The sequence below is a fragment of the Adhaeribacter swui genome, assembly GCF_014217805.1.
In the GTDB taxonomy this organism is placed as follows: Bacteria; Bacteroidota; Bacteroidia; order Cytophagales; family Hymenobacteraceae; genus Adhaeribacter; species Adhaeribacter swui.
The window spans coordinates 871,722-894,003 of the sequence record NZ_CP055156.1 but is presented as its reverse complement, the minus strand read 5'-3'; the positions used below and the strand labels follow the sequence as shown (position 1 = coordinate 894,003).

Here is a 22,282-nt window from a genome sequence, read left to right as displayed (position 1 = left end):
TATGACCTTTGAGGAAGACCTGACCAAACGACGAATAAACGTAGCCGCTTTTGCTGCCGGCGACCCGGAAAGATATGCCGCCTGGCGGATGCTGTACGAGCAGGTTCACCCCAATACTTTTTATACTTCCGTAAAAATGGTGATTAACGAGGTGCGCCGGCAATTTTGGTTAGCCGAAGTGCCTAAGCCGGCGGTAGCTACTGCTCCAGCAGCGGCTAAATCGGTCGTACGCCGGGCGACCGGAACGGTACCCAGCACGGCTTCGGCTATTCCGGATGAGCCTTCGCTGAGCGTAGATCGTACCCCGGAGCCCGCACCGCGTACCCGGCCGGTAATTCGTAAGCCTACGGCACCTCCAGCCACTGCATCCGACGAAACAAAACCAGAACCACAAACTCCAGTAACTGCTACGGAAAAAGAGGTCAGTAACCCGGAAACGCCTAAACCTGGTCGTGCCCGCCCGGTATTTAAGCGACCAACTACGGAACCTACTAATGCGGCCGATGATAGTAAACCAATACCGCAAACAGAACCACCCGTAAACCCGGCAACCACGAGCCCGACAGTACAACCAGCTAAGCCACCGCGGCCCCGGCCAGTTTTCCGCAAGCCCACTGCTCCGGAAAACGACACGACCAACCCCCATACAGCCGAGCAGAGTCCCGCGGAAACAAAAGCTACGTCCTTACCCGAACCCAGTAATGTAAATCCAGCGGAAACTCCCAAACCTCCGCGTCCGCGACCTGTATTTAAGCGGCCTGCCTCCGCAACTACGCCTGAGCCGGAGCAAACCGCTGCTACGCCGGAAGCACCCGTTAACCCGGTAACAGATTCCGTAAGTACCCCGGAAGAAAATCCAGTTGAAGCCATTCCGGATGCTCCCAAGCCACCTCGGCCACGGCCTGTTTTTAAACGGCCCATTAGCACGGCTACAACGGAGCCAGCCAAAGAACCAAGTGCTGAACCCGAAGGTTTAGTTGAAAATAACTCCACTGAAGTACAGCCGGAAAAAACAACTGAGTTATCACCGGAACCGGTAAAACCACCAAGGCCACGGCCGATATTTAAGCGACCAGGCACCACCGCGCCAGCACAAAACGCAGCAGAACCAACTCCGGAACCATCGGTAGACAATACGGCCGAAAGTGCTCTTGTGCCGGATACGCCTAAGTTTCCGCGGCCACGGCCGGTTATGAAGCGGCCGGTAGCTTCTCCGGAATCACCAACTCCGGAACCCGCACCAGAGAGCTTGCCAGAAGCCAGGCAGCCGGATCAGGAAGTAAAAAATTTAAAAAAAGATGCACCAGAGCCGGCTGATACGGAAGCTGGTAGTCTGGTAACTCCTGCAGAGGATGTTCCGGAGGTGCCTGTACCACCGAAAACGCCTCGGCCTCGACCAATTTTTAAACGGCCAACAAAGCCAGATGCGCCAGAAAATACAAATAGCAATATTCCTTCACCAGAATAGTTAGATGTAGGAGCAAGATGCTTGAAAACTTATTTTAATTAAGATAGGTGCTAAATTCGAGATATTACTCAGAGCACTATTACAGAATAGTAATCTTATTAAATAACTTAAATCTATGGTCCGTGGACTAACGACTAACTAATATGTACGAAACCTTAAAACCTGATTTGGAGCAGCAGCTCGCTGAAATAGAAGAAGCTGGTTTATATAAAAAAGAACGCATTATAACCACGCCCCAGGGAGCCGTTATTCAAACTACCGAAGGCAAAGAAGTTTTAAATTTTTGCGCGAATAATTATTTGGGCTTGTCGTCGCACCCCGTTGTGATTGAAGCCGCTAAGCGCACCATCGATACGCACGGTTATGGTTTATCGTCGGTGCGGTTTATCTGCGGTACCCAGGATATTCACAAAGAGCTGGAAAAGAAACTAGCGGAGTTTTTGGGTACCGAAGATACCATTTTGTACGCCGCCGCCTTTGATGCCAACGGGGGCGTGTTTGAACCGCTTCTGGGCGAAGATTCTGCCATTATCTCGGATGCACTAAACCATGCTTCAATTATCGACGGGGTACGTTTGTGCAAGGCGCAGCGCTTCCGTTATAATCACAACGATATGGCCGATCTGGAAGCTAAATTGCAGGAAGCGCAAGGTGCCAAACACCGCATTATTGTAACGGATGGTTCTTTTTCGATGGATGGTACCATTGCGCAACTCGATAAGATCTGTGACCTCGCCGACCAGTATAAAGCTTTGGTGATGGTAGACGAAAGCCACTCATCGGGCTTTATTGGCAAAACCGGCCGCGGTACGCACGAGTACCGGAATGTAATGGGGCGCATTGATATTATTACCGGTACTTTAGGCAAAGCCTTGGGCGGCGCCATGGGCGGTTTTACCTCGGGGCGCAAAGAAATTATTCAGATGCTGCGGCAGCGGTCGCGGCCATATTTGTTTTCTAACTCACTGATGCCGGCCATTGTGGGGGCTTCTATCGCGGTACTCGATATGCTTTCCGAAACTACCGAACTGCGCGATAAACTGGAATGGAATACCAAATACTTCCGCGACAACATGACGGCCGCTGGTTTTGATATACGCCCCGGCGAACACCCCATTGTGCCTATTATGCTGTACGAAGCTAAACTGGCGCAGGAGTTTGCCGCTCGTTTATTAGATAAAGGCATTTACGTGATTGGTTTTTACTACCCGGTAGTGCCCCAGGGCAATGCCCGCATCCGGGTACAATTATCGGCCTCCCATAACCAGGAACACCTGGATAAAGCCATTCGGGCCTTTACCGAAGTAGGGCGCGAACTGGGCGTATTAAAGTAAGCCTACCTCGTACATTTAGAATAGAAAAAGCCACTCCTTACCGAAGTGGTTTTTTTGTTATTTCCCTTTTAATGCTTCTACCGCCGCTATTTTCCTTATTTTGGTAGTTCCGGAAATCTGAATTTTTAAAAACTTAGTTTTTCGGAGCCACTCAGTAAAAAAAATAATTTCAAAAATAAAGCATTGCTAAAATTAAAATGTAATTTACTCACGTGTAATTACTTCCGGATTTAAAACTGCGTTTATGGTGCCGGACCATGCCACCTACGCGCTACCTATTCCTTAAAACTAATTTTTTGCCTTTACCTTTTTAGAAGATGTTTCAGCTTTGTTACCGATAAGCTTAGCTCATATCGGTTAGCAGTTTGCCTTCTAACGCGTTGCTCTTTCTGGTTTAAACTATATTTTTCACCTAAATGCTAAGGCTATGCGCTCCAAAATCACACTCCTTTTTAGTAGTTTATTGCTGTTAATGGGTACTACCGGGTGCCAGGAATTTTTCGACATTGTGGAGGACCTAAAACCGATGCCTCCCAAGTCCCGGATTTTTGTAACCGGTTTAACCGCTCCTTTGGGCCTGGAGAGCGATGCCACCGGGCAGTTATGGGTAACGGAAGCGGGCACCGGCACCGAAAACGACGGGGAGCTTGCTTTTATTAACCAGCAAGGAGTGGTGTATCCGGTAGTGCAGGGCTTTACCTCGCTGGCGAGCCCCGAAGGCGCTATTTTTGGTTTAAACCATTTGCTTTTGAAAGATAATGTATTGTACATGCTGCATGGCGTGGAAGGCCGGCTGTATAAGTTGGATATTTCTGATTATAAACCCGGCAATAAGCCCCGCCAAGCGGCCGAGCTGGAGTACGAAGATGTAGGATCTTGGGTGAAAAAGCACCTGAAAACAGATGAAACCGATATTTTTAACTTAACCGTAGGTCCGGAAGGAGATCTGTTTATTGCCGATGCGGCCGCTAACGCTATTATTCGGCGGGATAGTAAAACTAAAAAATTAAGCGTATTTGCCACCATTCCGCCCATCGATAATCCCGAGGGAGAGCCCGCCCAGGTAGAAGCCGTACCTACCGGCATTACTTTCGACGGCGAAAAGTTTTTGGTTTGTACTTTTACCGGTTATCCGTACCCAGCCAAACAAGCCGTTATTTATCAGATTGACTTAGCCGGAAATACTTCGGTATACCAAAGCGGCTTGTCTATTTTAACCGACATGGAATTAGGAGTTGATCAAAAACCAGTAGTATTGGAATACGGCACCTGGACCGGTGAGACATTCGTCCCTCATTCGGGCCGGATGGTATTATCTACTTCCGGCAAGAATATTCCCTTGTTAAATAATTTAAACTTCCCGAATTCCATCGAGAAGAGCGGCCCGAAAACTTTTTACATCGCCGAGACTTTCGACGGTACGATTGAAAAAGTTAATTTTTAAAATTTTTGCTTCTAACCGGACTGTTTGCCGGGGACTTAAAAGGGCAAGCCGTACTTTTCGAGGTACGGCTTGCTTCCGTATTTGCTTTTTATACTCTCTGCTGGAGTGGTCGAAATTCAGGCATTTACTTCCATAGCAAGTTCGGAATTAAGGGGAACATCTACCTAAACCAGTTCTGGGTTGCAATCCAGAAAAGTAAAATATCTTTGCTGGACGGAGCGTACAAGTTCTGGGTTTAATTGTTCTTCCGGATTAAATAATTGCCAATCCAAAGTTATTTTCTGTTTTTTTATTATTGGTTTCCAGGTACCTACTACTTTGCCGTTTAACACCACAATGGGTTTAAAAATACCATTACCCGTAATGGCTTCTTTAGCGCGCGATAAATCCAGCGCTGCCGTGCGATCTTTGTAGCTCACCATAAACTCATCGAAAGCAGGAAGTAGATACAAGCTTTCGGAGGTAGAATTTAAAAATCCGGCTTGTTCTCCGAACCAATAAGTCTGACCCGCCATAGTTTCGGAAAGCAGATAGGTTTTGGCTCCTTCTAAGCCTAAGCGGGCATCTGTTAAATTTAAGCCGCTCCACCAGGCAAAATCGGGTAATGTGGCCGGACCGTGGCTGGTAAAGTAACGCCTGGCTAGTTCCGCTAAAGCTTCGGGGCGGGTAAACGTTTGGGAACCGGGTGGAACTTTCTCGTCCAGGAGGGCATAGGTAAACTGTTTGTTGCGCCGGGCGCCGTTACACACCAAACCTTCTATCTCCGCCTGAAACATGATGTGCGAGCTACGCAGTTCATCTGTCCGGATACCGGCTTGTTGTAAAATAAGCATGAGCTCCGGCCGGCTAAGTTCTTGTTGGTTGGCCAAAGCTTGGGTGAGTAAATCAAAAATTTTTAAAAAAAGCGGCGTATCCAGTTCTAATTTCCGGTTATAACCAGCTGCTATTCTTTTTAAATGCGGAGCCGTAAGTTCGAGCATCCACCGGATATCGCTTGCCGCTACCAAATGCCAGGTAGGTCGTAAAATATGCGTCCGGATAATGTGGCCGTTATTCAGTGCGGCTTCTATTTGCTCATTGGTGCTGCCGGGCAGCCGCAGTCCCACTGCCCATTTAGCCATGTTATAATCCTGAGCCTGCACCGCCCCCAACCAATGCACCATTTCCGAAGGAGTGGTAAAATTGGTGTTGGTTATTTGTTGATTCTGAAGTCGGAGCGGGGCAATGTCGGAGAGGTGCATACACTAATTTAAAATTGGGGGTTGGTTACCTTTACACTTTATTTGAATAAATCAGTAGTTCCGTATTTTGGTCGTTGTCTATGCGCCGGGAAATAAGCTGTAGGCCTAGTTTTTCGAGAATGCGTCGCGAAGCCAGATTAACTTCGGTGGTAATACCGTAAACAATTTGCAGACCTAATTGAGTTTTGCCGTATTCCATTATGGCCGTGGCAGCTTCCAGGGTATAGCCTTTGCCTTCGTAGGTCGGTAAAATGGCGTAGCCAATATCCACCGAATCCAGGTAATCTCTTTTTAAAAATCCGCAAATTCCAATGGGCTCGTTGGTGGGTTTTAAGAGTACTTTATACAAGCCAAAGCCTTTCTCCTGATAGCTTTTTATTAACGAGTTGCGGATGTAGTTTTCGGCGTCCTGCACGGTTTTTATGCCCCGGTCGCCGATAAATTGTAGCCAATTACGGCTGTTCAGCAGCGCAAAGAAAAATTCTTTGTCGGTGAGAGCAGCCGGGGCAATTGTTAATCTTTCGGTTTCCAGAATAACCATTTTTTTATTGGCTTATAATAGCAGTTAAATGGATAAATTTAAAAAACTGATGGCTAATTACGTTTATTTTAATTTTTGGCAAAGTCACGTACAGCTTGAAAAAGAACTGGCGGATTAATGGGTGCTTTAGCTATAAAGTAAGATTAACTATCTAATTCTAAGTTAATCCGGTCCGTTTCTATTAACTGCTTTAGTTCTTCTTCTTTGGGCAGGTATAAAGCGGTATTTACTCGCAAAGAGCTGCTCGTTTTCGGCCAGTACCGAGTATTTTACAATGGTTTCGTCTTTTTCCGTACACAAAATAATACCAATCGTGGGGTTATCGCCTTCGCTGCGTTTCAGGTCGTTGTACATGCGCACATACATATCCATCTACCCAATGGCGGCATGCGTGAGCTTGTCGGTTTTCAGATCAATCAGCACAAAGCATTTAAGGTAATAGTTGTAGAAAACCAGATCAATGTAAAAATCAGACGTATCGGTTACCATATGTTGTTGCCGGGCTACAAAGGCGAAACCTTTACCTAACTCCATTAAAAATTGCTGCAAATGATTAATAAGGGCTGTTTCTATTTTGTTTTCGCTTACAGCCGTATGGTTAGGCAATCCTAGAAACTCAAAAATGTACGGATCTTTAATAAAGTTTCGGGTTTCAACGGATTTATCGTCCGTTTGCGGCATTTCGAGTAGGCGACCTAAGTACTGGCTTTCGATGTTACGTTGTAAGGTGCGCGTATTCCAGTTTCCTTCTATGGCATACTGCACGTATTGTTTCCGAAGACTTTGACTTTCAATGCGACTTAAGATGCGGTAATGCGTCCAGCTTAATTCGTGACGCAGTGCGTCACGAATTGGAAAAGCCAAATAAAACTGACGGATATTCCGTAAGTTACTTTCGTCATAACCTTTGCCAAATTCGAGGGTAAGCTGCCGCGAAAGATTCTTGAGTGTTTCTTTGCCGTAGGTAGCTTTGGCCCGGCCTTGCTGCTCGTCCTCTACAATCAGTTGACCAATTTGCCAATACATCTGCAGCAGAATGGAATTACTGTTTCTAAAAGCCAGGTTTTTAGCCTGAATAATAATTTCTTTTACCGCAGTTAACAGTTCCTTGCCTGTTTGGATGGTACTCATGTTATATTTTTTAATTATTGCGCTAAATACCAACGAAAAGTTATTATTAGCTGAACCAGCCAATAATTAGATTAATAATAGCAAATACAAATAATACGAAGGGTAGAAAATTAAAAACTACGCCACCGGTACCGATTTTTCGCCGGCAGGAGCGGCCGTAGATTTAGGCTCGATGTCGAAGAGGAAGTGGTTGAGTTTAGAGCGTAAATCGGCTGCGGCCAGGTTGCGGTACACCTCGCCATTACGCACCAACGAAATTTGCCCGGTTTCTTCCGATACCACCAGTACCACGCTGTCGGTTACTTCGCTTAGGCCAATGGCGGCCCGGTGCCGCAAACCCATGGAAGCCGGCACGTCGTTGTTTTCGGTTACGGGTAAAATGCAGCGGGCTGCTTTAATACGGTTATTAGCTATAATAACGGCCCCATCGTGCAGCGGACTGGTTTTATTAAAAATAGAAAGTATTAGCCGTTTCGATACCACGGCATCAATCAAGTCGCCGGAGTCGGCGTAAAATTTAAGCTCAGAACTGCGGGCAAATACAATTAAAGCACCGGTATTTTTACCCGCCAACGATTTGGCCGCTTCGATAAAAGGGGTAAGATTGATGCGATTTTCACTTTCAGTTTTACGCCACGGAAAGCCCAGGAAAAAATTATCTTTATTCAGCGGTGAGCTTTTGCCAATCATCATCAGGAAACGCCGGATTTCCTGCTGAAACAGAATAATCATGGCCAGCACCCCTACGCCCATAAACTGCCCCAGAATAATGGTCAGCAACTCCATGCCGGCGGCTTTTACCACCAGGTACAACAAATAAACTGAAAGCAAGCCCACAAATATTTTTAAGGCTACGCTGCCGGTAAGCACCTTGTATAATTGATACAGCAATACCGTTACCAGCAAGATATCAGCAATATCGAGCCAGTTTATTTCCAAAAATCCGATGGTAAATAACGGTATCAAATCAAGTTTCAGGTTACAGGTTGCAAGTTACAGGTTGATTTTTTTAAATTTTTAAATTTTAGCCGGTTTTCAATCAAAAAATTAGGTAACGTCTATTTTTAATATTTATTTCTAAATTATATCGTCAGTTCTTTATTTTTAAAATTTGCTCAGTTGTAAAACATTTAAAAATCGCGGCTACATGCCAGTACACCAGCTAATCAATAAATGAGTTGCCAAACTAGAATTTGCAACTTTCAACTACAACTTAATACCTGAAACTTGCAACCTGTAACCTTCAACTTCACTCAACCTGCAACTTTACTTATCAGTTTTATGGTTTGCACGGCTTCTTTTACATCGTGTACCCGCAAAATACTTGCTCCTTGTAACAAGGCAATAGTGTTCAGGGCAATAGTGCCCGGCAAGGCTTCCGAGGCTTCAATGCCCAGGGTTTTATACGTCATCGATTTGCGCGACAAACCCACCAAAACCGGCAACTCCAGTAAATCCAAATCGGCCAAAGAGCGCAGCAAAGCAAAGTTTTGCTCGGTATTTTTAGCGAAGCCAAAGCCTGGGTCTATAATAATATCTACTACGCCGGCAGCCCGGAGTTGCGCTATTTTCTGCTCAAAATAGGTAACCAGTTCTACTATTAAATTATCGTAGTGGGTTAACTGTTTCATGGTTTGCGGCGTGCCGCGCATGTGCATTAAAATGTACGGCACCTTTAATTCAGCCGCTTTCGCAAACATGTTTTCGTCCAGGGTACCGCCCGAAATATCGTTGATGATCGAAGCTCCCGCTTGAACTGATGCTTCGGCTACCTCGGCCCGGAACGTATCTATCGACAGAATAGTACCCGGAAACGCTTTCCGGATAGCTTCAATGGCCGGTATAACGCGCGCTTTTTCTTCTTCCGCCGAGATATCCGTAGCGCCCGGTCTGGAGGAATAACCGCCAATGTCCAGAATGGTTGCCCCATCAGCCAACATTTTTTCGGCTTGCGCTACTATCTGTTCCAGGGTAGTGTAGCGGCTGCCCTCGTAAAAAGAATCGGGGGTTACGTTTAAAATCCCCATTACTACGGGGGTAGCCAGCGAGAGGATTTTTCCGTGGCAGTTGAGTGTACTCTTTTTGTAAAAAAACGTATCTTTCGCCTTCAAACCGGGATATCTGTTTACGAATCCTCTAAAATAAGCCTAAAAAGTTGATTAATCAAACGCTGTCGGAATATAAACGGGTAATACGGGCCTGCCACGAAATATTTATTAAAAAAACTGTTGACTACGGTACGGCTTGGCGCATTTTGCGCTTGCCTTCTATTACCGACCAGATTTTCATCAAAGCCCAGCGCATCCGTTCCATCCAGGAAAAAGGCGTGCAGAAAATTGCCGAAGATATTACCTCGGAGTTTGTGGGCATTATTAACTACTGCGTAATTGCTTTAATGCAAATGGACTTAGCCGGCGAAACACAACTGGAAATTCCGGCCCCGCAGGTAGCTGAATCGTATAATGCGCACATCAATAAAAACATTGAACTGCTCCTGGCTAAAAACCACGATTACGGCGAAGCCTGGCGCGATATGCGGGTGTCGTCGATTACCGATATTATTCTGATGAAGCTGTACCGCACCAAACAAATAGAAGATAACCAAGGCCACACCTTAATTTCGGAAGGGGTAGAAGCCAATTACCGCGACATGATTAACTATGCCGTTTTTGCACTTATTAAACTAGATTTTGCTGCCGATGAAAGTAATTAGCAAGTTAAGCTGGCTTTTTGTGGGCGGGCTATTCATTTTTTCGGGGTTAATTAAAATTAACGACCCGGTAGGTACCGCTATTAAGCTCGAAGAATATTTTGAAGTTTTCGCCACCGATTTTGCCTCGTTTTTTTTAATTTTTAAACCGTACGCGCTCTACTTATCTATTCTGCTGAGCGCTTTGGAGATAATTTTGGGCGTAGCCTTGCTGCTGCGCTGGCGCTTGCGGCAAATTCTGGTAAGCTTACTCGTGCTGATGGTTTTCTTTACCTTCCTGACGTTTTATTCGGCGTATTTTAACAAAGTAACCGACTGCGGCTGTTTCGGCGATGCCATTAAATTAACGCCCTGGCAGTCGTTCTCGAAGGATATTATTCTGCTCATTTTAATCTTTATTTTGCTGGCTACCCGCCGGTATTTACCCGAAACCAAAGCCAAGATTGCCGGAGTACTTGTGGCCGTTACGGCACTCATTTCGTTTGGTATTGGCATTTACGCGTACAACCACGAGCCCTTTGTTGATTTTCGGGCGTACAAAGTAGGCAACAACATTCCGGCTTTGATGAAACCATCGGCTCCGCTGCGCTACAAATACATTATGGCAAAAAACGGCGAAGAAAAAGAATTTACCAATTATCCTACCGACTCGACCTGGAAATTTAAAAAAATGGTGCCGCTTAACCCCCAGGATGGCCCTAAAATCACGGACTTCAACATCTGGAACGACGAAGGCGATTTTACCCAGGAAGTATTTAACGGCAATAAGTTAGTTATTCTGGTGCAAGACGTTAGTAAAGCCGATCAAAAGGTATTTACGCAAATAAACCAATTAGTCGCGGCAGCCGAGAAATCAAGCAAAAACATTAAACCCGTAGTGATTACGGCCAGCAGTAGCCAGGATTACGACGTCTTCCGGCACGAAACCAATTTAAGTGCCCCGTATTACTTCGGCGATGCTACCGTTTTAAAAACCATGATGCGTTCTAATCCTGGAATCATGCTTTTTAAAAACGGACAAGTAGTAGGAAAGTGGCATTACAACGATACGCCGGATATTAACACCGTAGAGCAGCTTTTATGAGTTTGCTGCGCTTCGTGGGGCAAAGACTGTTACACGGCCTGCTGATTATGGTGGGCGTAGTAGTAACAGTCTTTTTTTTGTTTAACGTTTTGCCCGGCGACCCAGTATCTATGTTGGCCGGGCAGCGCAACGACATTGCCACCCGCGAAGCCATTATCTCGGATTTAGGTTTAGATAAACCTTTACCGGCGCAATTACTCTATTACCTCAACGATGTTTCGCCGGTTTCTATCCACCCGGATACACCGGATAACCAGCAGAAATACCACTACCAACGCTTATTTACCCTAAACAACAAAGCAATAGTGCTTAAAGCGCCATATCTGCGGCGTTCGTTCCAAAGTAATAAACCGGTTACCGCTATTTTGCTGGACCATTTGGTGGGTACTTTGTGGCTGGCCGGAGCCGCTATGTTGCTGGCAACCGTGCTAGGTATTTTCCTGGGCATGGTAGCGGCACTTAAACCACATAGTTTTCTGGATCATGCCTTGGTAACCACTTCGGTGCTGGGTATTTCGGTGCCCTCATTTGTGGCGGCTATTGTTATTGCCATGACGTTCGGTTTTTACTGGAGCAGTTTTACCGGATTGAGTTTAACCGGCCAACTCTACGAAATAGATGCTTTTACCGGAAGGCACCTGGTGTGGCAAAATTTAATTTTACCCGCTTTTGCTTTAGGCATTCGGCCCTTGGCGGTAATTATGCAGCTTACCCGCGCTTCCATGATCGAAGTTTTGTCGCAGGATTTCATCCGGACGGCACGAGCCAAAGGTTTATCGTACCGGCGGGTAATCTGGCAGCATGCCTTTAAAAATGCTTTAAATCCGGTTATTACGGCCGTATCGGGTTGGTTGGCTTCGCTCATGGCGGGTGCTTTTTTTATTGAGTATATTTTTAACTGGAAAGGCTTGGGTTCCGTAACCTTGCACGCCGTCGAGAACTTGGATTTTCCGGTAGTAATTGGGGCTACTTTGCTCGTTGCCTTTTTATTTGTGCTGATTAATATTCTGGTGGATTTGCTGTATGCTTTTGTCGATCCACGGGTTAAGTTGTAGGGTTGTGTAACGCCAGTTTATTATCGTTCGCACACTATGGCGCGGATTTACTTCCGTGACTTTCGAATAATCAACTTAGCTTAAAAAGTTCTCGTTCGCATAGCCGCTGTACTAGCTCTGATTGCTAGTTGAAGTTGTTTCATTGCTCGCTTCTTGTTCTCTTTGTCTTGATACAAAAAGAACCAAAAAAATCAAGACGCTAAAAACTCGCTGACCGCTCGAACAGTTTAGCGTCACCTTTTGCACCCGGCTATTGTTGTTTGTTGCATGGCCGGCTCATAAAAATTTAATTTCTTAAAATTTTGTCATTCAGCAGGAACCTTGTTGGCTACGAAGCAGCTACATTGAAATTAAAGTAGTGTACCCTTATAGGAAAGTTGAATTTTAAATTTTTCTAAATTTCAGCCTTGTAAAACAGTAAAAAACGACTAGCTAGCAAACTAAAAAAACGGCTAAGAATAAATGACACCAGTTTGGCTATTGAGGGCCTTCTAAGGTTCCGGTGTGGCATAGCCACATTCCGCAGACGCAGTCGAGGAAAGGAAACTTAGACCGCCCGAAAGAGCCAAACGAGGCCTGCCGGCCATGAGGCAAACTGGTTACTTATCAAGCTAGGTAGCACCTGAGCATGGAGACTGGAACAGACTCCAAAGAAAAACTTTAAAAATCTAATTATTTATACCATCCAGCCCCCACCTAACAGTTAAAGAATAAGCTACTTAACCCTAAGAACTAAAACTAATGCCGTTCTTTCTGGCATGCTACAGAAAGTCTTAATACTTTTGTTGCAGTATTTAACTTTTTTGTGTGACGGATAATCGTATTTATTTGGTTGGCATGCCGGGTTCGGGCAAAACCACACTGGGCCGCCAACTGGCTACGCACCTGCAGTTGCCTTTTATTGACCTCGATCATTACATCGAGCGGAAAGAAGGAAAAAGTGTGCGGAAAATTTTTGAAAAAACCGGGGAATCGTGGTTTCGGAAAACCGAAGCCCTGGCGCTGCGGCAAGCTACCGAAGAATACGACCAGGCCATTATTGCTACCGGGGGCGGCACGCCGTGCTTCGAAGGCAATATGGATTACATTAACCGGCATGGCATTAGCGTGTACATTGAAGTACCCATTACCGAAATATTATCCCGGATGAAAGCCGAAGGAATTGCGGTACGTCCGTTGTTGGCGGGCAAGACCGATGCGCAGCTACATCAGTTTTTTTCTGAAACATTAAGCCATCGTAAACAGTTTTATACGAAAGCTACCATTACCTATGCCAGTTTAAATCCCAGCGCCCACGAATTATGCCAGTTAATAGACCAATGGCTGGTTAAAAAATAATACCCATGCAACTTTAATTAAGTAAACCTAATCTTTATTTTAGCAGTAGTTTAATCAATTGTTTAAAACAAGTTTATAACAGATGAAACCAAATCATAAAGGCACGGCACAAATTTTTAAAAATCCTGTTCTGGAGAAATTTACCCGTACGCATATTGCTGTACCCATTGCTATTTTTATAGTTATTGCCGCCGGCTTAATTTATTACGGATTAATGCACGGCTTTATTACGGTATTATCGGCTTTAGGGCTTTTCTTTGTGGGTTGGTTTATGTTCACGTTCGTGGAGTATATGGCACACCGGCACTTGTTTCACATGGATACCGATACCGAAATGAAGAAAAACATCCAGTATACCTTCCATGGCAATCACCATGATTATCCGAAAGATAAGTCGCGATTGGCTATGCCGCCCATCGTGAGTTTATTTCTGGCTTCGTTTTTCTTTTTTGTGTTCAAACTAATTTTTGGCTCAGCGGTGTTTGGTATTTTGTCCGGATTTTTGTTTGGTTATGCCATTTACTTGTTTGTGCATTACGCGGTACATGCCTACGCGCCACCCAAGAATTTTTTAAAAATCCTATGGATTCACCACAGCATTCACCACTACAAACACGACGATAAAGCGTACGGCGTATCGTCGCCATTGTGGGATTGGATTTTGGGTACCATGCCTCCCGAGAAATCGAAATAATTTAAAAATTTAGTTACTAATAAAAAAAAGCTCCTGCATAGGAGCTTTTTTTTATTAACCAGAAGTACAAATAATAATTTCTTACATACGCGGACCACGCATTTTACGCACGAGCCACAGCACAAAAAATACAATTAAAATAATCCCGATAAAGGCCGTCCACATACCGGCTTTAAAAATGTCGCCGATAACTTCGCAACTGGTTACGGTTAGGGCCAGAAATACCAGCAATATCGAGAAATAGTATCTGAAGCTTTTCATAGTTTTAGTAATAAGAGTGTAAGTAAAAAATAAACCCGGAAACTTAGTGTAGTAACTAAACTTACCGGTATATAGGTGTGATACTATGAATAGCAAAAAAGGTTGGGTTAATTTAAGGGAGCGCCCAAAAGTTTATTTTTCGAGGTGCGCTGCTAAGCGGTTATTACAGTCAGGTTTACTTTTAAGTAGAATAAAAACAAAGGCATACCGCTTACAAGCTTACGTCAGGATAATTTTTAAAATAAGCCTGTTTTTAATAAGCCGCAAATTGCTCGTCGGGAAAACACCAAAGCCAGCGTTCGCCGGGCTCCCCGGAGCTGATAACCGGATGTTCGGTGGCCCGGTAATGTTTAGACGCGTGTTGGTTGGGCGAGTCGTCGCAGCAATGCACTTTGCCGCAGGTTTGGCAAACCCGTAAATGCACCCAGGTGGAGTTGGTTTTCACGCATTCTTCGCAATAATTCTTATCAGCCGGTTTTATCTCGTCCAGGGCTTGCAGGTGGGAGCAAAGTTTGGTTTTCATAGGTTCGTGCTGTTTGCGTGTATTGTATTTTCCGGAAAGCTAAAAATTTAAAAAATTTAATTCGCTGAAAAAAATTAAGGCAGTTGCAAGTCGAAATTAATTTCGCGCATACATTTAAAATGTCCCTGCGGACATTTACGATAACCAATTTTAGAGCAAGGCCGGCAATACAGGTTGGGCCGTTCCCATACTTCAAACTCTGTTTTATAGGGGTACATGCCAAACTCCGGCACCGTATTGCCCCAAATCGAGTAAATCTTCTTTTTAAAAGCCGCCGCAATGTGCATTAAACCTGTATCGTGGCTAAAAACCGCAATAGCCTGCTTTACCAGCGACGCCGATTGATTTAAGTTATACTGGCCGCAGGCGTTGTAAATGGTTGTTTGTTGCTCGTTACTGATTGGTTGGTTTTGGAAGTAGTTGGTGATTTCGGCGGCTACGGGTTGGTCTTCTTTGCCGCCTAACAAAATAATGGGCGCATTTATTTTCGCGCAAAGTTCGATGATGCGTTCGGTGGGCAGCCTTTTGGTGTAATGTTGCGCCCCAATGGCAAACGCGTAATAGCCGTTTTGGTGCGTGGCTGGTAAACTGCTTAACGCTACTTCATCTTGCACCGGAATAAAATAATCGAGTCCCTGGCCGTCATTAACTACACCTAAATCAGCGGCAGCGGCCAAATATCGGTCTACAATGTGTACGTCCGGCAGTTTATTTACTTTAAAGCGTACCAAGAGCCATTTTTTTAAATTTAATTTATGGAAGCTTTTGTTGGGTACGCCCAATTTAAATTTAATAACGCTGGTGCGCAGGTTGCGGTGCAGGTCCACGATGTAATCAAATTGCTCGGCTTGCAGTTCTTTAATAAAGTCGTTCAGGTTATCGCGCAAATAATGCACCCGGTCGATGTAGGGATTCGATTCTACTATACTCCGGAAGTTGTACTTGGTAGCATAGTGGATTTGAGCCGCGGGCAATTGCTGCTTTAAGGCGCGCACTACCGGTGTAGTAAGCACAATATCGCCGATAGAAGAAAACCGCAGAACTAGTATTTTCTTCATTTAATTGCCGCAAGCGCTTTTATCCGGCGCTCTTCAAAATACTTACTTACTTTTTCTAAAGGCCAGGCATTAAAAGTCATTTCTTTGGTAAGGCCCCCTTTGCGGGCTACCTGCACGCCGTAATGCATGTCGTGGTAACCGGCGGTGCTATGGGCATCCGGGTTAATGCTTAGCAAAACGCCCTGGCTTAAGGCGTATTCTACCCAGCGCCAATCTAAATCCAAGCGCCACGGGTTGGCATTTATTTCAATAATTACCTTGTAAAAAGCGCAGGCATCAATCACGGTTTTGTAGTCGATGGGATATCCTTCGCGTTGCAGAAGCAATCGGCCGGTAGGGTGGCCCAAAATAGTTGTAAACGGATTTTGAATAGCACCCAGCAAACGCTCAGTAGCCTTTTTCTCTTCCATTTTTAAATTACTATGAATCGAGGCAACCACGAAATCAAAACTACTCAGCACCTCGTCGTTGTAGTCCAGGGAGCCATCGGCCAGAATGTCGGCTTCAATGCCTTTAAAAATTTTAAATGGCGCTAATTCGCGGTTTAAAGAATCTATTTCGCGGTGTTGTTCTTTTACCCGGTGCTCTATCAGGCCATTGGCGTAAAATGCCGCTTTGGAATGGTCGCAGATGCCTACGTACTGGTAACCATGGTCGCGGCAATAAGTGGCCATGGTGGCTAAGGTATTGGCGCCATCGCTGTACGTGGTGTGGTTGTGCAAAATGCCTTGTAAGTCATCGTCGGTAATTAAAACGGGCAGCCGGTTTTCGCGGGCCAGTTCAATTTCCTGGGTGCCTTCGCGCATTTCGGGCTCAATGTATGCCAAGCCGGCTTTTTCGTAAATTTCCTGTTCCGAAGTAAATACTTGCTGATTTGCTAATTGCAGTAAACTAGCCGAATCGTTGTAAGTAGCGTTTAAGTGAGCGGGAGCGCCGGAATAAATAAATAAATTATTGTAAAACGAGGCCGGCACCACCGTTTTTATTTCTACCTGCACGCCGGTTTGCGTTTCGTGGCCGCGCCAAGTAAAGGGGCCGGATTTCTCTAGGTCGGGTTGTAACTCCGGGCGTTGTGCTAACAATGCGGGTATTTGCAAGGGCTGATCGGTGCCTACTACAAATTGCATGGTTTGTATGATTTCCAGCCGCCGCCGCACTTCGCCGGCTGCCGCTACCAGGTCGGTATTTAAGTTATTTTTTAAAAAAGTAACTAGTTCTTCGGTGTATTTTTCTACGGTAGCGTAGTGTACTTTACCCTTGCTCGACTCGGAATAAAGTAAAGCGTTTTTGATAGTTTCCTGGGTTTTGGCCCCGAAACCTTTAAGGGCGGCAATCTGGTTGTTTTCGCAGGCTTGCAGCAAATCTTCGGTAGTTTCTACGCCCAGTTCTTTCCAGATGGCGCGTATTTTCTTGGGGCCAATGCCTTTAATCTGCAGCATGTTTACCACACCGGGCGGGGTTGCGGCCAGCAAAGCATCCAGTTCCGGAAAACTACCAGTTTGGTTTAATTCAAAAATTTTACTCGCAATGGATTTGCCGATACCTTCCAGATGTTCCAGTTCGGCCACTTTTAAACTTGCCAGCGGCACTTCTAACCGTTCCAGGTTAGCCACGGCATTGCTGTAGGTGCGAATTTTAAAAGGGTTTTCGTCGTGTAGCTCCAGCAACGAAACCGCTAAACGGAAGCTCCGGATGATATCTTTATTTTTCAAGGCGACCAATTTTTTTACAAAGATACACTTTTCTGGAAGCAGCGGCGGCCGAAATTCAGGCAATTTGGTTAGACTTTACCCAGCCGGACCTACTGGACTTGCGGTGTTTTACTAAATTAAAAGAAATAAAATTATCTTTGGTGCGGCAATTTTTATTCTAAAATTTAAAAAATACATGCAGTACTGGCTCGTAAAATCAGAACCGGAGGCTTATTCCTGGGCCGATTTAGTAAAAGATGGTAAAACTTCCTGGACTGGCGTGCGCAACTACCAGGCCCGTAACAATATAACGCAAATGAAAACCGGCGACCTGGTTTTGTTTTACCATAGCGTATCCGAAAAAGCCGTGGTGGGGGTAGCCCAGGTAGACCGCGAAGCTTACCAAGACCCCACTACCGACGATGCCCGCTGGCAAACCGTAGACCTGGTGCCCAGCCAGGATTTTAAAAAACCGGTAACTCTGGATCAAATTAAAAAAGACGAACGGCTCGAAAACATTGCTTTGCTGCGCCAATCACGCTTATCGGTAATGCCCCTTAAACCCGAAGAATACGATATAATTCTAAGCTTGGGTAATTAAGTAGTTAATCGTTTTTAGTTGTTCGTTGTTGGGTTTGTAAATATTTGACTTTTAGAGATTTGTCTTTAAGTGTATGGCTGCTTAATTTTGGCTAAAAATCTGTTTAGCAATCTAAAATGTAATAATAAAAGGTACCAATTAGAAGCATTTAGGAGTAGTATTTTGTGGAGCTATCCCGTTTTGGTGGTGCAGACACCCCCAAAGGCGAAGGTTGCCTCTTTTTTATAAATACTAAACAGCTTCTAAATCTTAAAACAATAAATTAATAATTTAAAGAATAGCCGGTAAGCTATTGCGGAAGCCTGATTTGATTAGGCAATAAGCTATTTTAAAGAGATAAATTTTTAATTTTTAAAATTTTTTAACCTGGTTCGGCTTGCTTCTGTAAAGTGGAACCAGGTTTTTCTTTGCCTTAACAATGCTATTGGTAATTTTCTCAGGTAAGTTGTACCGGCGGTAAATATTTTTTCAAACTAACCTGCACTCGTTGCATAAGTGCCGTATAAGTCATAGATTAAATATTGTTTTCTAAATCGCGTCTCACTACGTCCAAGTAATAGGGGTTTTAATGTTGCAAACTAGGTGGTTTTTACTAGTCGTTTTTTGGATTTTTCAGTCTTACATTGCTTATAGCCAGGAGCCGGTTCAGCCAAGCCGCGTGGAGTTTGAAGCTAGCACTTCGGATTCGCACTTCGAAGTGTATCCTTTACAAGACAGCACCTTGTTTGTGTACGCGCACGATTACTCGGGTTTAAGTACCCGCGAAAAGTTTGTTTTTTCGCGCTTCGATCAAAATTTAAATAAAATCTGGTCCGGCGAAATTCCCATTCAGGACGATTACTCGCTGCAACACATTTACGCCGACCGGAATTACGTTTACCTGCTTTTTCTTACGTACCGGCCCTGGGAATTCGTTTTTTTAAAAATTAATAATTTAAACGCATCGTACTCCGAAGTTACCTACGATTTGCGCGACTACGATTTACCCGCCGATTTAAAAATTGACCGGTTTAAAGTGCTGGACAACAATGCATATTTTATTGCCTACGATCTGCGGCATTTAATTGTGCTGAACCTGGATTTACAAACCGACCAGATTAAAACCATTCCGGCGCTGTACGATAAACCCGATGCACTCGCCACTTTTAACGCCGATACTGCTACGCAACGCGCTGAGTTTGTATTATCCGAATCCAATGGCAAAATTGGGCGGCTCCAGGTAAAACGGTTTTCGCCGGAAGGTAATTTGCACAGCATTAAAATTCTGCAATCTAAACTAAACCGCAGTTTAATTACCGGCCAGTTAAGCCCCGGCGATAGTATTGCCAAAACCTTAGTGGGCACTTATTCGCTGCGCGACATGCGGTACGCGCAGGGCATTTTTACCAGCCAACTGTTCAACGACCAAACCGACATTATTTATTACGATTTTAAAAATTTCCGGCATTTCTTCGATTACATGCGCAAAGGCCGCCGCGAGCGCCTTTACCGCAAAGCGGCTCGCTTTAAAGCCAAGGATAAAGATTTCCGGTTGCGCTACCGTATTTTGTTGCACGACATTATTTACTACGACAAAGGCATGTTGCTGGTGGCCGAAGCATATTACCCGCAGTACAGCAGTTCCAGCACCTACAGTTACGGCTTAGCGCCTTTGGCCCGGGTGTTCGATGGTTACCGGTATACGCATACTATTGCCTGCGCTTTTGATAAAGAAGGAAAGTTAATCTGGGATAACAGCTTTACCCTGAAAGACGCCATGCAGGAAAATTTGGTCGAAAATACCCAACTTATCCGGAGTGGCGATAAAATTATTATGGCCTACAGCGACGAGAAAAGCATCCGCTACAAAATCATCCACCAAGACAGCGTTACCCAAGACAATAGCAAAGTAGCCGTACAACCTAACGACCCCACCGAAAAAGTAACCGAAGCCGAAAAAACCGGATTGCTATCGTGGTACAATAACGTTTTTATTGCCTACGGTTACCAGCGCGTTCGTCCGGTAGGAGGCCCCGCCCGCAATGTATTTTATTTGAATAAGGTGGTGTTTAAATAGTCCATAGTCTATGGTCAATAGTCCATGGTCCATTGAATTTTTTAGTTTAATGGGTTGTGTTTCTAACTTAAAGGGAATGAACGATTTCTATAGTAGACAGACCAACTGGGGTTACATCTTATTAAGTATAAGTTCTATAATTTTGGCAGAAACAATTTTTGGTTTTGCTTGGGATGGTAGTTATGATAAATCTACTTTAAAGTTGTTTGCCGGGATCGTTTTCGGGATAAATGCTTTGAACAGCTATTTCTTTTTTAAAAATTTAGCTAATGGAAATAAGAATATCAGAAGCGGATTTGCTGGAGGAATAACTGTAATAGTGGTTGTTTTTGCTCTATTATTAAGTTTCGTTATGTTGTTTCTTTAATTACAAAGTTGATTGTAAGTTAAGGCTATAATTTACTAACCATCCTTCTCTGCTAAAATGCAAAAACTAATTTTTAATCCGTGGACTATGGCCTATCGACCGTGGACTAAGAAAATTTCTGTGGACGATGGACTGTGGTCTATCGACTAATTACCTATCTTTGTCCGATATCTCTGGTTGAAATGCAGAAAAGATTAATCGTTAGTAATCAGTTGCTCGAAATTATGCTGGAACGCCTGGCGCAGCAATTGATCGAAAACCATCATGATTTTTCGAATTCAGTTATCCTGGGTTTGCAGCCCCGGGGCGTATTTGTGGCAGAGCGCCTGCAACAAACCTTGCAACGCATTATTGGCAAACCCGTTCGTACTGGTCGCCTGGATATCACCTTTCACCGCGATGATTTCCGCCGCCGCGAAAGTCCGCTCACGGCCAACGCTACCCAAATTGATTTTATTATTGAAAACCAGCAAGTTATTCTGGTAGACGATGTGTTGTATACCGGCCGCTCGGTGCGCGCCGCCCTCGATGCTATGATTGCTTATGGCCGGCCGCAGAAAGTAGAACTGCTGGTACTCATCGACCGGCGCTACAGTCGCGATTTACCCATCGAGGCCACCTACGTAGGGCAATCTGTAAACTCCTTATCATCGCAAAGGGTACTGGTGGAGTGGCGTTCTGCCGAAACAACCGAAGATAACATTTGGCTCATTACCAAAACCGAAGAAAAGTAATCCATGCAAGCACTCAGCGTTAGGCATCTTTTAGGAATTAAAAACATTACCCCCGCCGATATTCAATTGATTTTTGAAACGGCGGATAATTTTAAAGAAGTTCTTAACCGCCCTATTAAAAAAGTACCTTCGCTCCGCGATATTACCATTGCTAACGTTTTTTTTGAAAATTCTACCCGCACCCGGCTGTCGTTTGAGCTGGCCCAAAAACGCTTATCTGCCGACATCGTTAATTTTTCGGCGAGCGGCAGTTCGGTAAAAAAAGGCGAAACCTTGCTGGATACGGTCAACAACATTCTGGCTATGAAGGTGGATATGATTGTGATGCGCCACGCTAGCGCCGGCGCCCCGCATTTTTTATCCAAACACATAAAAGCCAATATTGTAAATGCTGGCGACGGTACCCACGAGCATCCTACGCAAGCTTTACTCGACGCCTTCTCTATCCGGGAGCGTTTAGGCGATGTGGCCGGAAAAAAAGTAGCTATTATCGGCGACATTCTGCATTCGCGGGTAGCGCTTTCCAATATTTTTGCTTTACAAAAGTTAGGCGCCGAAGTAATGGTATGCGGTCCGGTTACTTTATTGCCCCGCTACATCAGCGCTTTAGGCGTAAAAGTAGAATTAAACGTGCGTAAAGCCTTGGAGTGGTGCGATGTAGCCAACGTATTGCGCATTCAACTGGAGCGGCAGCAAATGAAATATTTTCCTTCGTTGCGCGAATACACCTTGTACTACGGCATTAACAAAAAACTGCTCGATAGCCTGGATAAAGAAATTGTAATTATGCACCCAGGGCCCATTAACCGGGGCGTAGAACTAAGCAGCGATGCTGCTGATTCCAAGCAAGCTATCATTCTTAACCAAGTAGAAAATGGCGTTGCTATCCGGATGGCGGTTCTGTATTTATTGGCTTCGCAGGTTTAAAGGAGAAGTTAATCTGTATTTAAA

Annotated in this window: 21 protein-coding genes and 1 pseudogene; 13 read left to right on the top strand and 9 right to left on the bottom strand. The window is 44.7% G+C overall.

From position 1 onward, the window contains the following. The first annotated feature begins 1 nt into the window (after nucleotide 1). From HUW51_RS04905 to HUW51_RS04895, 3 genes are all read left to right on the top strand, one after another. A complete protein-coding gene (locus HUW51_RS04905; RefSeq protein WP_185272879.1) occupies nucleotides 2–1,468 on the top strand; it encodes a hypothetical protein in 1,467 nt (488 codons plus the stop codon). Nucleotides 1,469–1,611: 143 nt separating this feature from the next. Beyond that, complete coding sequence (gene kbl, locus HUW51_RS04900) at nucleotides 1,612–2,802, top strand: glycine C-acetyltransferase (protein ID WP_185272878.1); 1,191 nt, start codon at nucleotides 1,612–1,614, stop codon at nucleotides 2,800–2,802. A gap of 427 nt (nucleotides 2,803–3,229) precedes the next feature. Beyond that, nucleotides 3,230–4,246, top strand: coding sequence for a ScyD/ScyE family protein (locus HUW51_RS04895; RefSeq protein ID WP_185272877.1), 1,017 nt, complete (start codon nucleotides 3,230–3,232; stop codon nucleotides 4,244–4,246). A 164-nt stretch (nucleotides 4,247–4,410) separates the two neighbouring features. On the opposite strand, the gene HUW51_RS04890 is transcribed toward HUW51_RS04895, so the two are convergent. The 5 genes and pseudogenes from HUW51_RS04890 to folP all read right to left on the bottom strand — a co-directional run bounded on the left by HUW51_RS04890 (nucleotide 4,411) and on the right by folP (nucleotide 9,270). Beyond that, nucleotides 4,411–5,487 (bottom strand): winged helix DNA-binding domain-containing protein, encoded by a 1,077-nt coding sequence (locus HUW51_RS04890; RefSeq protein WP_185272876.1) that lies wholly within the window; start codon nucleotides 5,485–5,487, stop codon nucleotides 4,411–4,413. Nucleotides 5,488–5,518: 31 nt separating this feature from the next. Continuing rightward, nucleotides 5,519–6,028, bottom strand: a complete 510-nt coding sequence (locus HUW51_RS04885; protein WP_185272875.1) for a GNAT family N-acetyltransferase — start codon at nucleotides 6,026–6,028, stop codon at nucleotides 5,519–5,521. Between the two features lie 162 nt (nucleotides 6,029–6,190). Continuing rightward, nucleotides 6,191–7,159 (bottom strand): annotated as a pseudogene (locus tag HUW51_RS04880) (PDDEXK nuclease domain-containing protein). Between the two features lie 117 nt (nucleotides 7,160–7,276). Next, entirely contained in the window at nucleotides 7,277–8,125 is an 849-nt protein-coding gene (cdaA, locus tag HUW51_RS04875) for a diadenylate cyclase CdaA (protein WP_185272874.1), read from the bottom strand. Between the two features lie 287 nt (nucleotides 8,126–8,412). Next, a complete protein-coding gene (gene folP / locus HUW51_RS04870) occupies nucleotides 8,413–9,270 on the bottom strand; it encodes a dihydropteroate synthase (RefSeq protein ID WP_185272873.1) in 858 nt (285 codons plus the stop codon). Between the two features lie 44 nt (nucleotides 9,271–9,314). Between folP and HUW51_RS04865 the strand changes: the two genes are divergently transcribed. The 5 genes from HUW51_RS04865 to HUW51_RS04845 all read left to right on the top strand — a co-directional run bounded on the left by HUW51_RS04865 (nucleotide 9,315) and on the right by HUW51_RS04845 (nucleotide 14,040). Beyond that, nucleotides 9,315–9,872: a DUF1599 domain-containing protein gene (locus HUW51_RS04865; RefSeq protein ID WP_185272872.1), complete on the top strand. Its 558-nt coding sequence runs from the start codon at nucleotides 9,315–9,317 to the stop codon at nucleotides 9,870–9,872. Then, the gene (locus HUW51_RS04860; protein WP_185272871.1) at nucleotides 9,859–10,953 is read left to right on the top strand and encodes a BT_3928 family protein; all 1,095 of its coding nucleotides are present in this window, start codon (nucleotides 9,859–9,861) and stop codon (nucleotides 10,951–10,953) included. The genes HUW51_RS04865 and HUW51_RS04860 overlap by 14 nt, the downstream gene beginning before the upstream one ends. A 2-nt stretch (nucleotides 10,954–10,955) precedes the next feature. Then, a complete protein-coding gene (locus HUW51_RS04855) occupies nucleotides 10,956–12,008 on the top strand; it encodes an ABC transporter permease (RefSeq protein WP_185274428.1) in 1,053 nt (350 codons plus the stop codon). Nucleotides 12,009–12,815: 807 nt separating this feature from the next. Next, nucleotides 12,816–13,346 (top strand): shikimate kinase, encoded by a 531-nt coding sequence (locus HUW51_RS04850; RefSeq protein ID WP_185272870.1) that lies wholly within the window; start codon nucleotides 12,816–12,818, stop codon nucleotides 13,344–13,346. 82 nt (nucleotides 13,347–13,428) lie between these two features. Next, entirely contained in the window at nucleotides 13,429–14,040 is a 612-nt protein-coding gene (locus HUW51_RS04845; protein ID WP_185272869.1) for a sterol desaturase family protein, read from the top strand. An 81-nt stretch (nucleotides 14,041–14,121) separates the two neighbouring features. Here the strand turns inward: HUW51_RS04845 and HUW51_RS04840 are convergent, their stop codons facing one another. From HUW51_RS04840 to polX, 4 genes are all read right to left on the bottom strand, one after another. Further along, nucleotides 14,122–14,301 (bottom strand): hypothetical protein, encoded by a 180-nt coding sequence (locus HUW51_RS04840; protein WP_185272868.1) that lies wholly within the window; start codon nucleotides 14,299–14,301, stop codon nucleotides 14,122–14,124. Between the two features lie 253 nt (nucleotides 14,302–14,554). Next, a complete protein-coding gene (locus tag HUW51_RS04835) occupies nucleotides 14,555–14,824 on the bottom strand; it encodes a UBP-type zinc finger domain-containing protein (protein WP_185272867.1) in 270 nt (89 codons plus the stop codon). A 74-nt stretch (nucleotides 14,825–14,898) separates the two neighbouring features. Then, a complete protein-coding gene (locus tag HUW51_RS04830; RefSeq protein WP_185272866.1) occupies nucleotides 14,899–15,882 on the bottom strand; it encodes a glycosyltransferase family 9 protein in 984 nt (327 codons plus the stop codon). Then, on the bottom strand, nucleotides 15,879–17,594 hold the full coding sequence (gene polX / locus HUW51_RS04825; protein WP_185272865.1) for a DNA polymerase/3'-5' exonuclease PolX: 1,716 nt from the start codon (nucleotides 17,592–17,594) through the stop codon (nucleotides 15,879–15,881). Before polX ends, HUW51_RS04830 begins: the two co-directional genes overlap by 4 nt. A 175-nt stretch (nucleotides 17,595–17,769) precedes the next feature. Between polX and HUW51_RS04820 the strand changes: the two genes are divergently transcribed. The 5 genes from HUW51_RS04820 to HUW51_RS04800 all read left to right on the top strand — a co-directional run bounded on the left by HUW51_RS04820 (nucleotide 17,770) and on the right by HUW51_RS04800 (nucleotide 22,258). Next, the gene (locus tag HUW51_RS04820; protein WP_185272864.1) at nucleotides 17,770–18,174 is read left to right on the top strand and encodes an EVE domain-containing protein; all 405 of its coding nucleotides are present in this window, start codon (nucleotides 17,770–17,772) and stop codon (nucleotides 18,172–18,174) included. Nucleotides 18,175–18,742: 568 nt separating this feature from the next. Further along, entirely contained in the window at nucleotides 18,743–20,230 is a 1,488-nt protein-coding gene (locus HUW51_RS04815; RefSeq protein ID WP_185272863.1) for a hypothetical protein, read from the top strand. Between the two features lie 76 nt (nucleotides 20,231–20,306). Next, a complete protein-coding gene (locus HUW51_RS04810) occupies nucleotides 20,307–20,597 on the top strand; it encodes a hypothetical protein (protein WP_185272862.1) in 291 nt (96 codons plus the stop codon). Nucleotides 20,598–20,779: 182 nt separating this feature from the next. Further along, a complete protein-coding gene (pyrR, locus tag HUW51_RS04805) occupies nucleotides 20,780–21,331 on the top strand; it encodes a bifunctional pyr operon transcriptional regulator/uracil phosphoribosyltransferase PyrR (RefSeq protein ID WP_185272861.1) in 552 nt (183 codons plus the stop codon). 3 nt (nucleotides 21,332–21,334) lie between these two features. After that, entirely contained in the window at nucleotides 21,335–22,258 is a 924-nt protein-coding gene (locus tag HUW51_RS04800; protein ID WP_185272860.1) for an aspartate carbamoyltransferase catalytic subunit, read from the top strand. Nucleotides 22,259–22,282 lie beyond the last annotated feature (24 nt).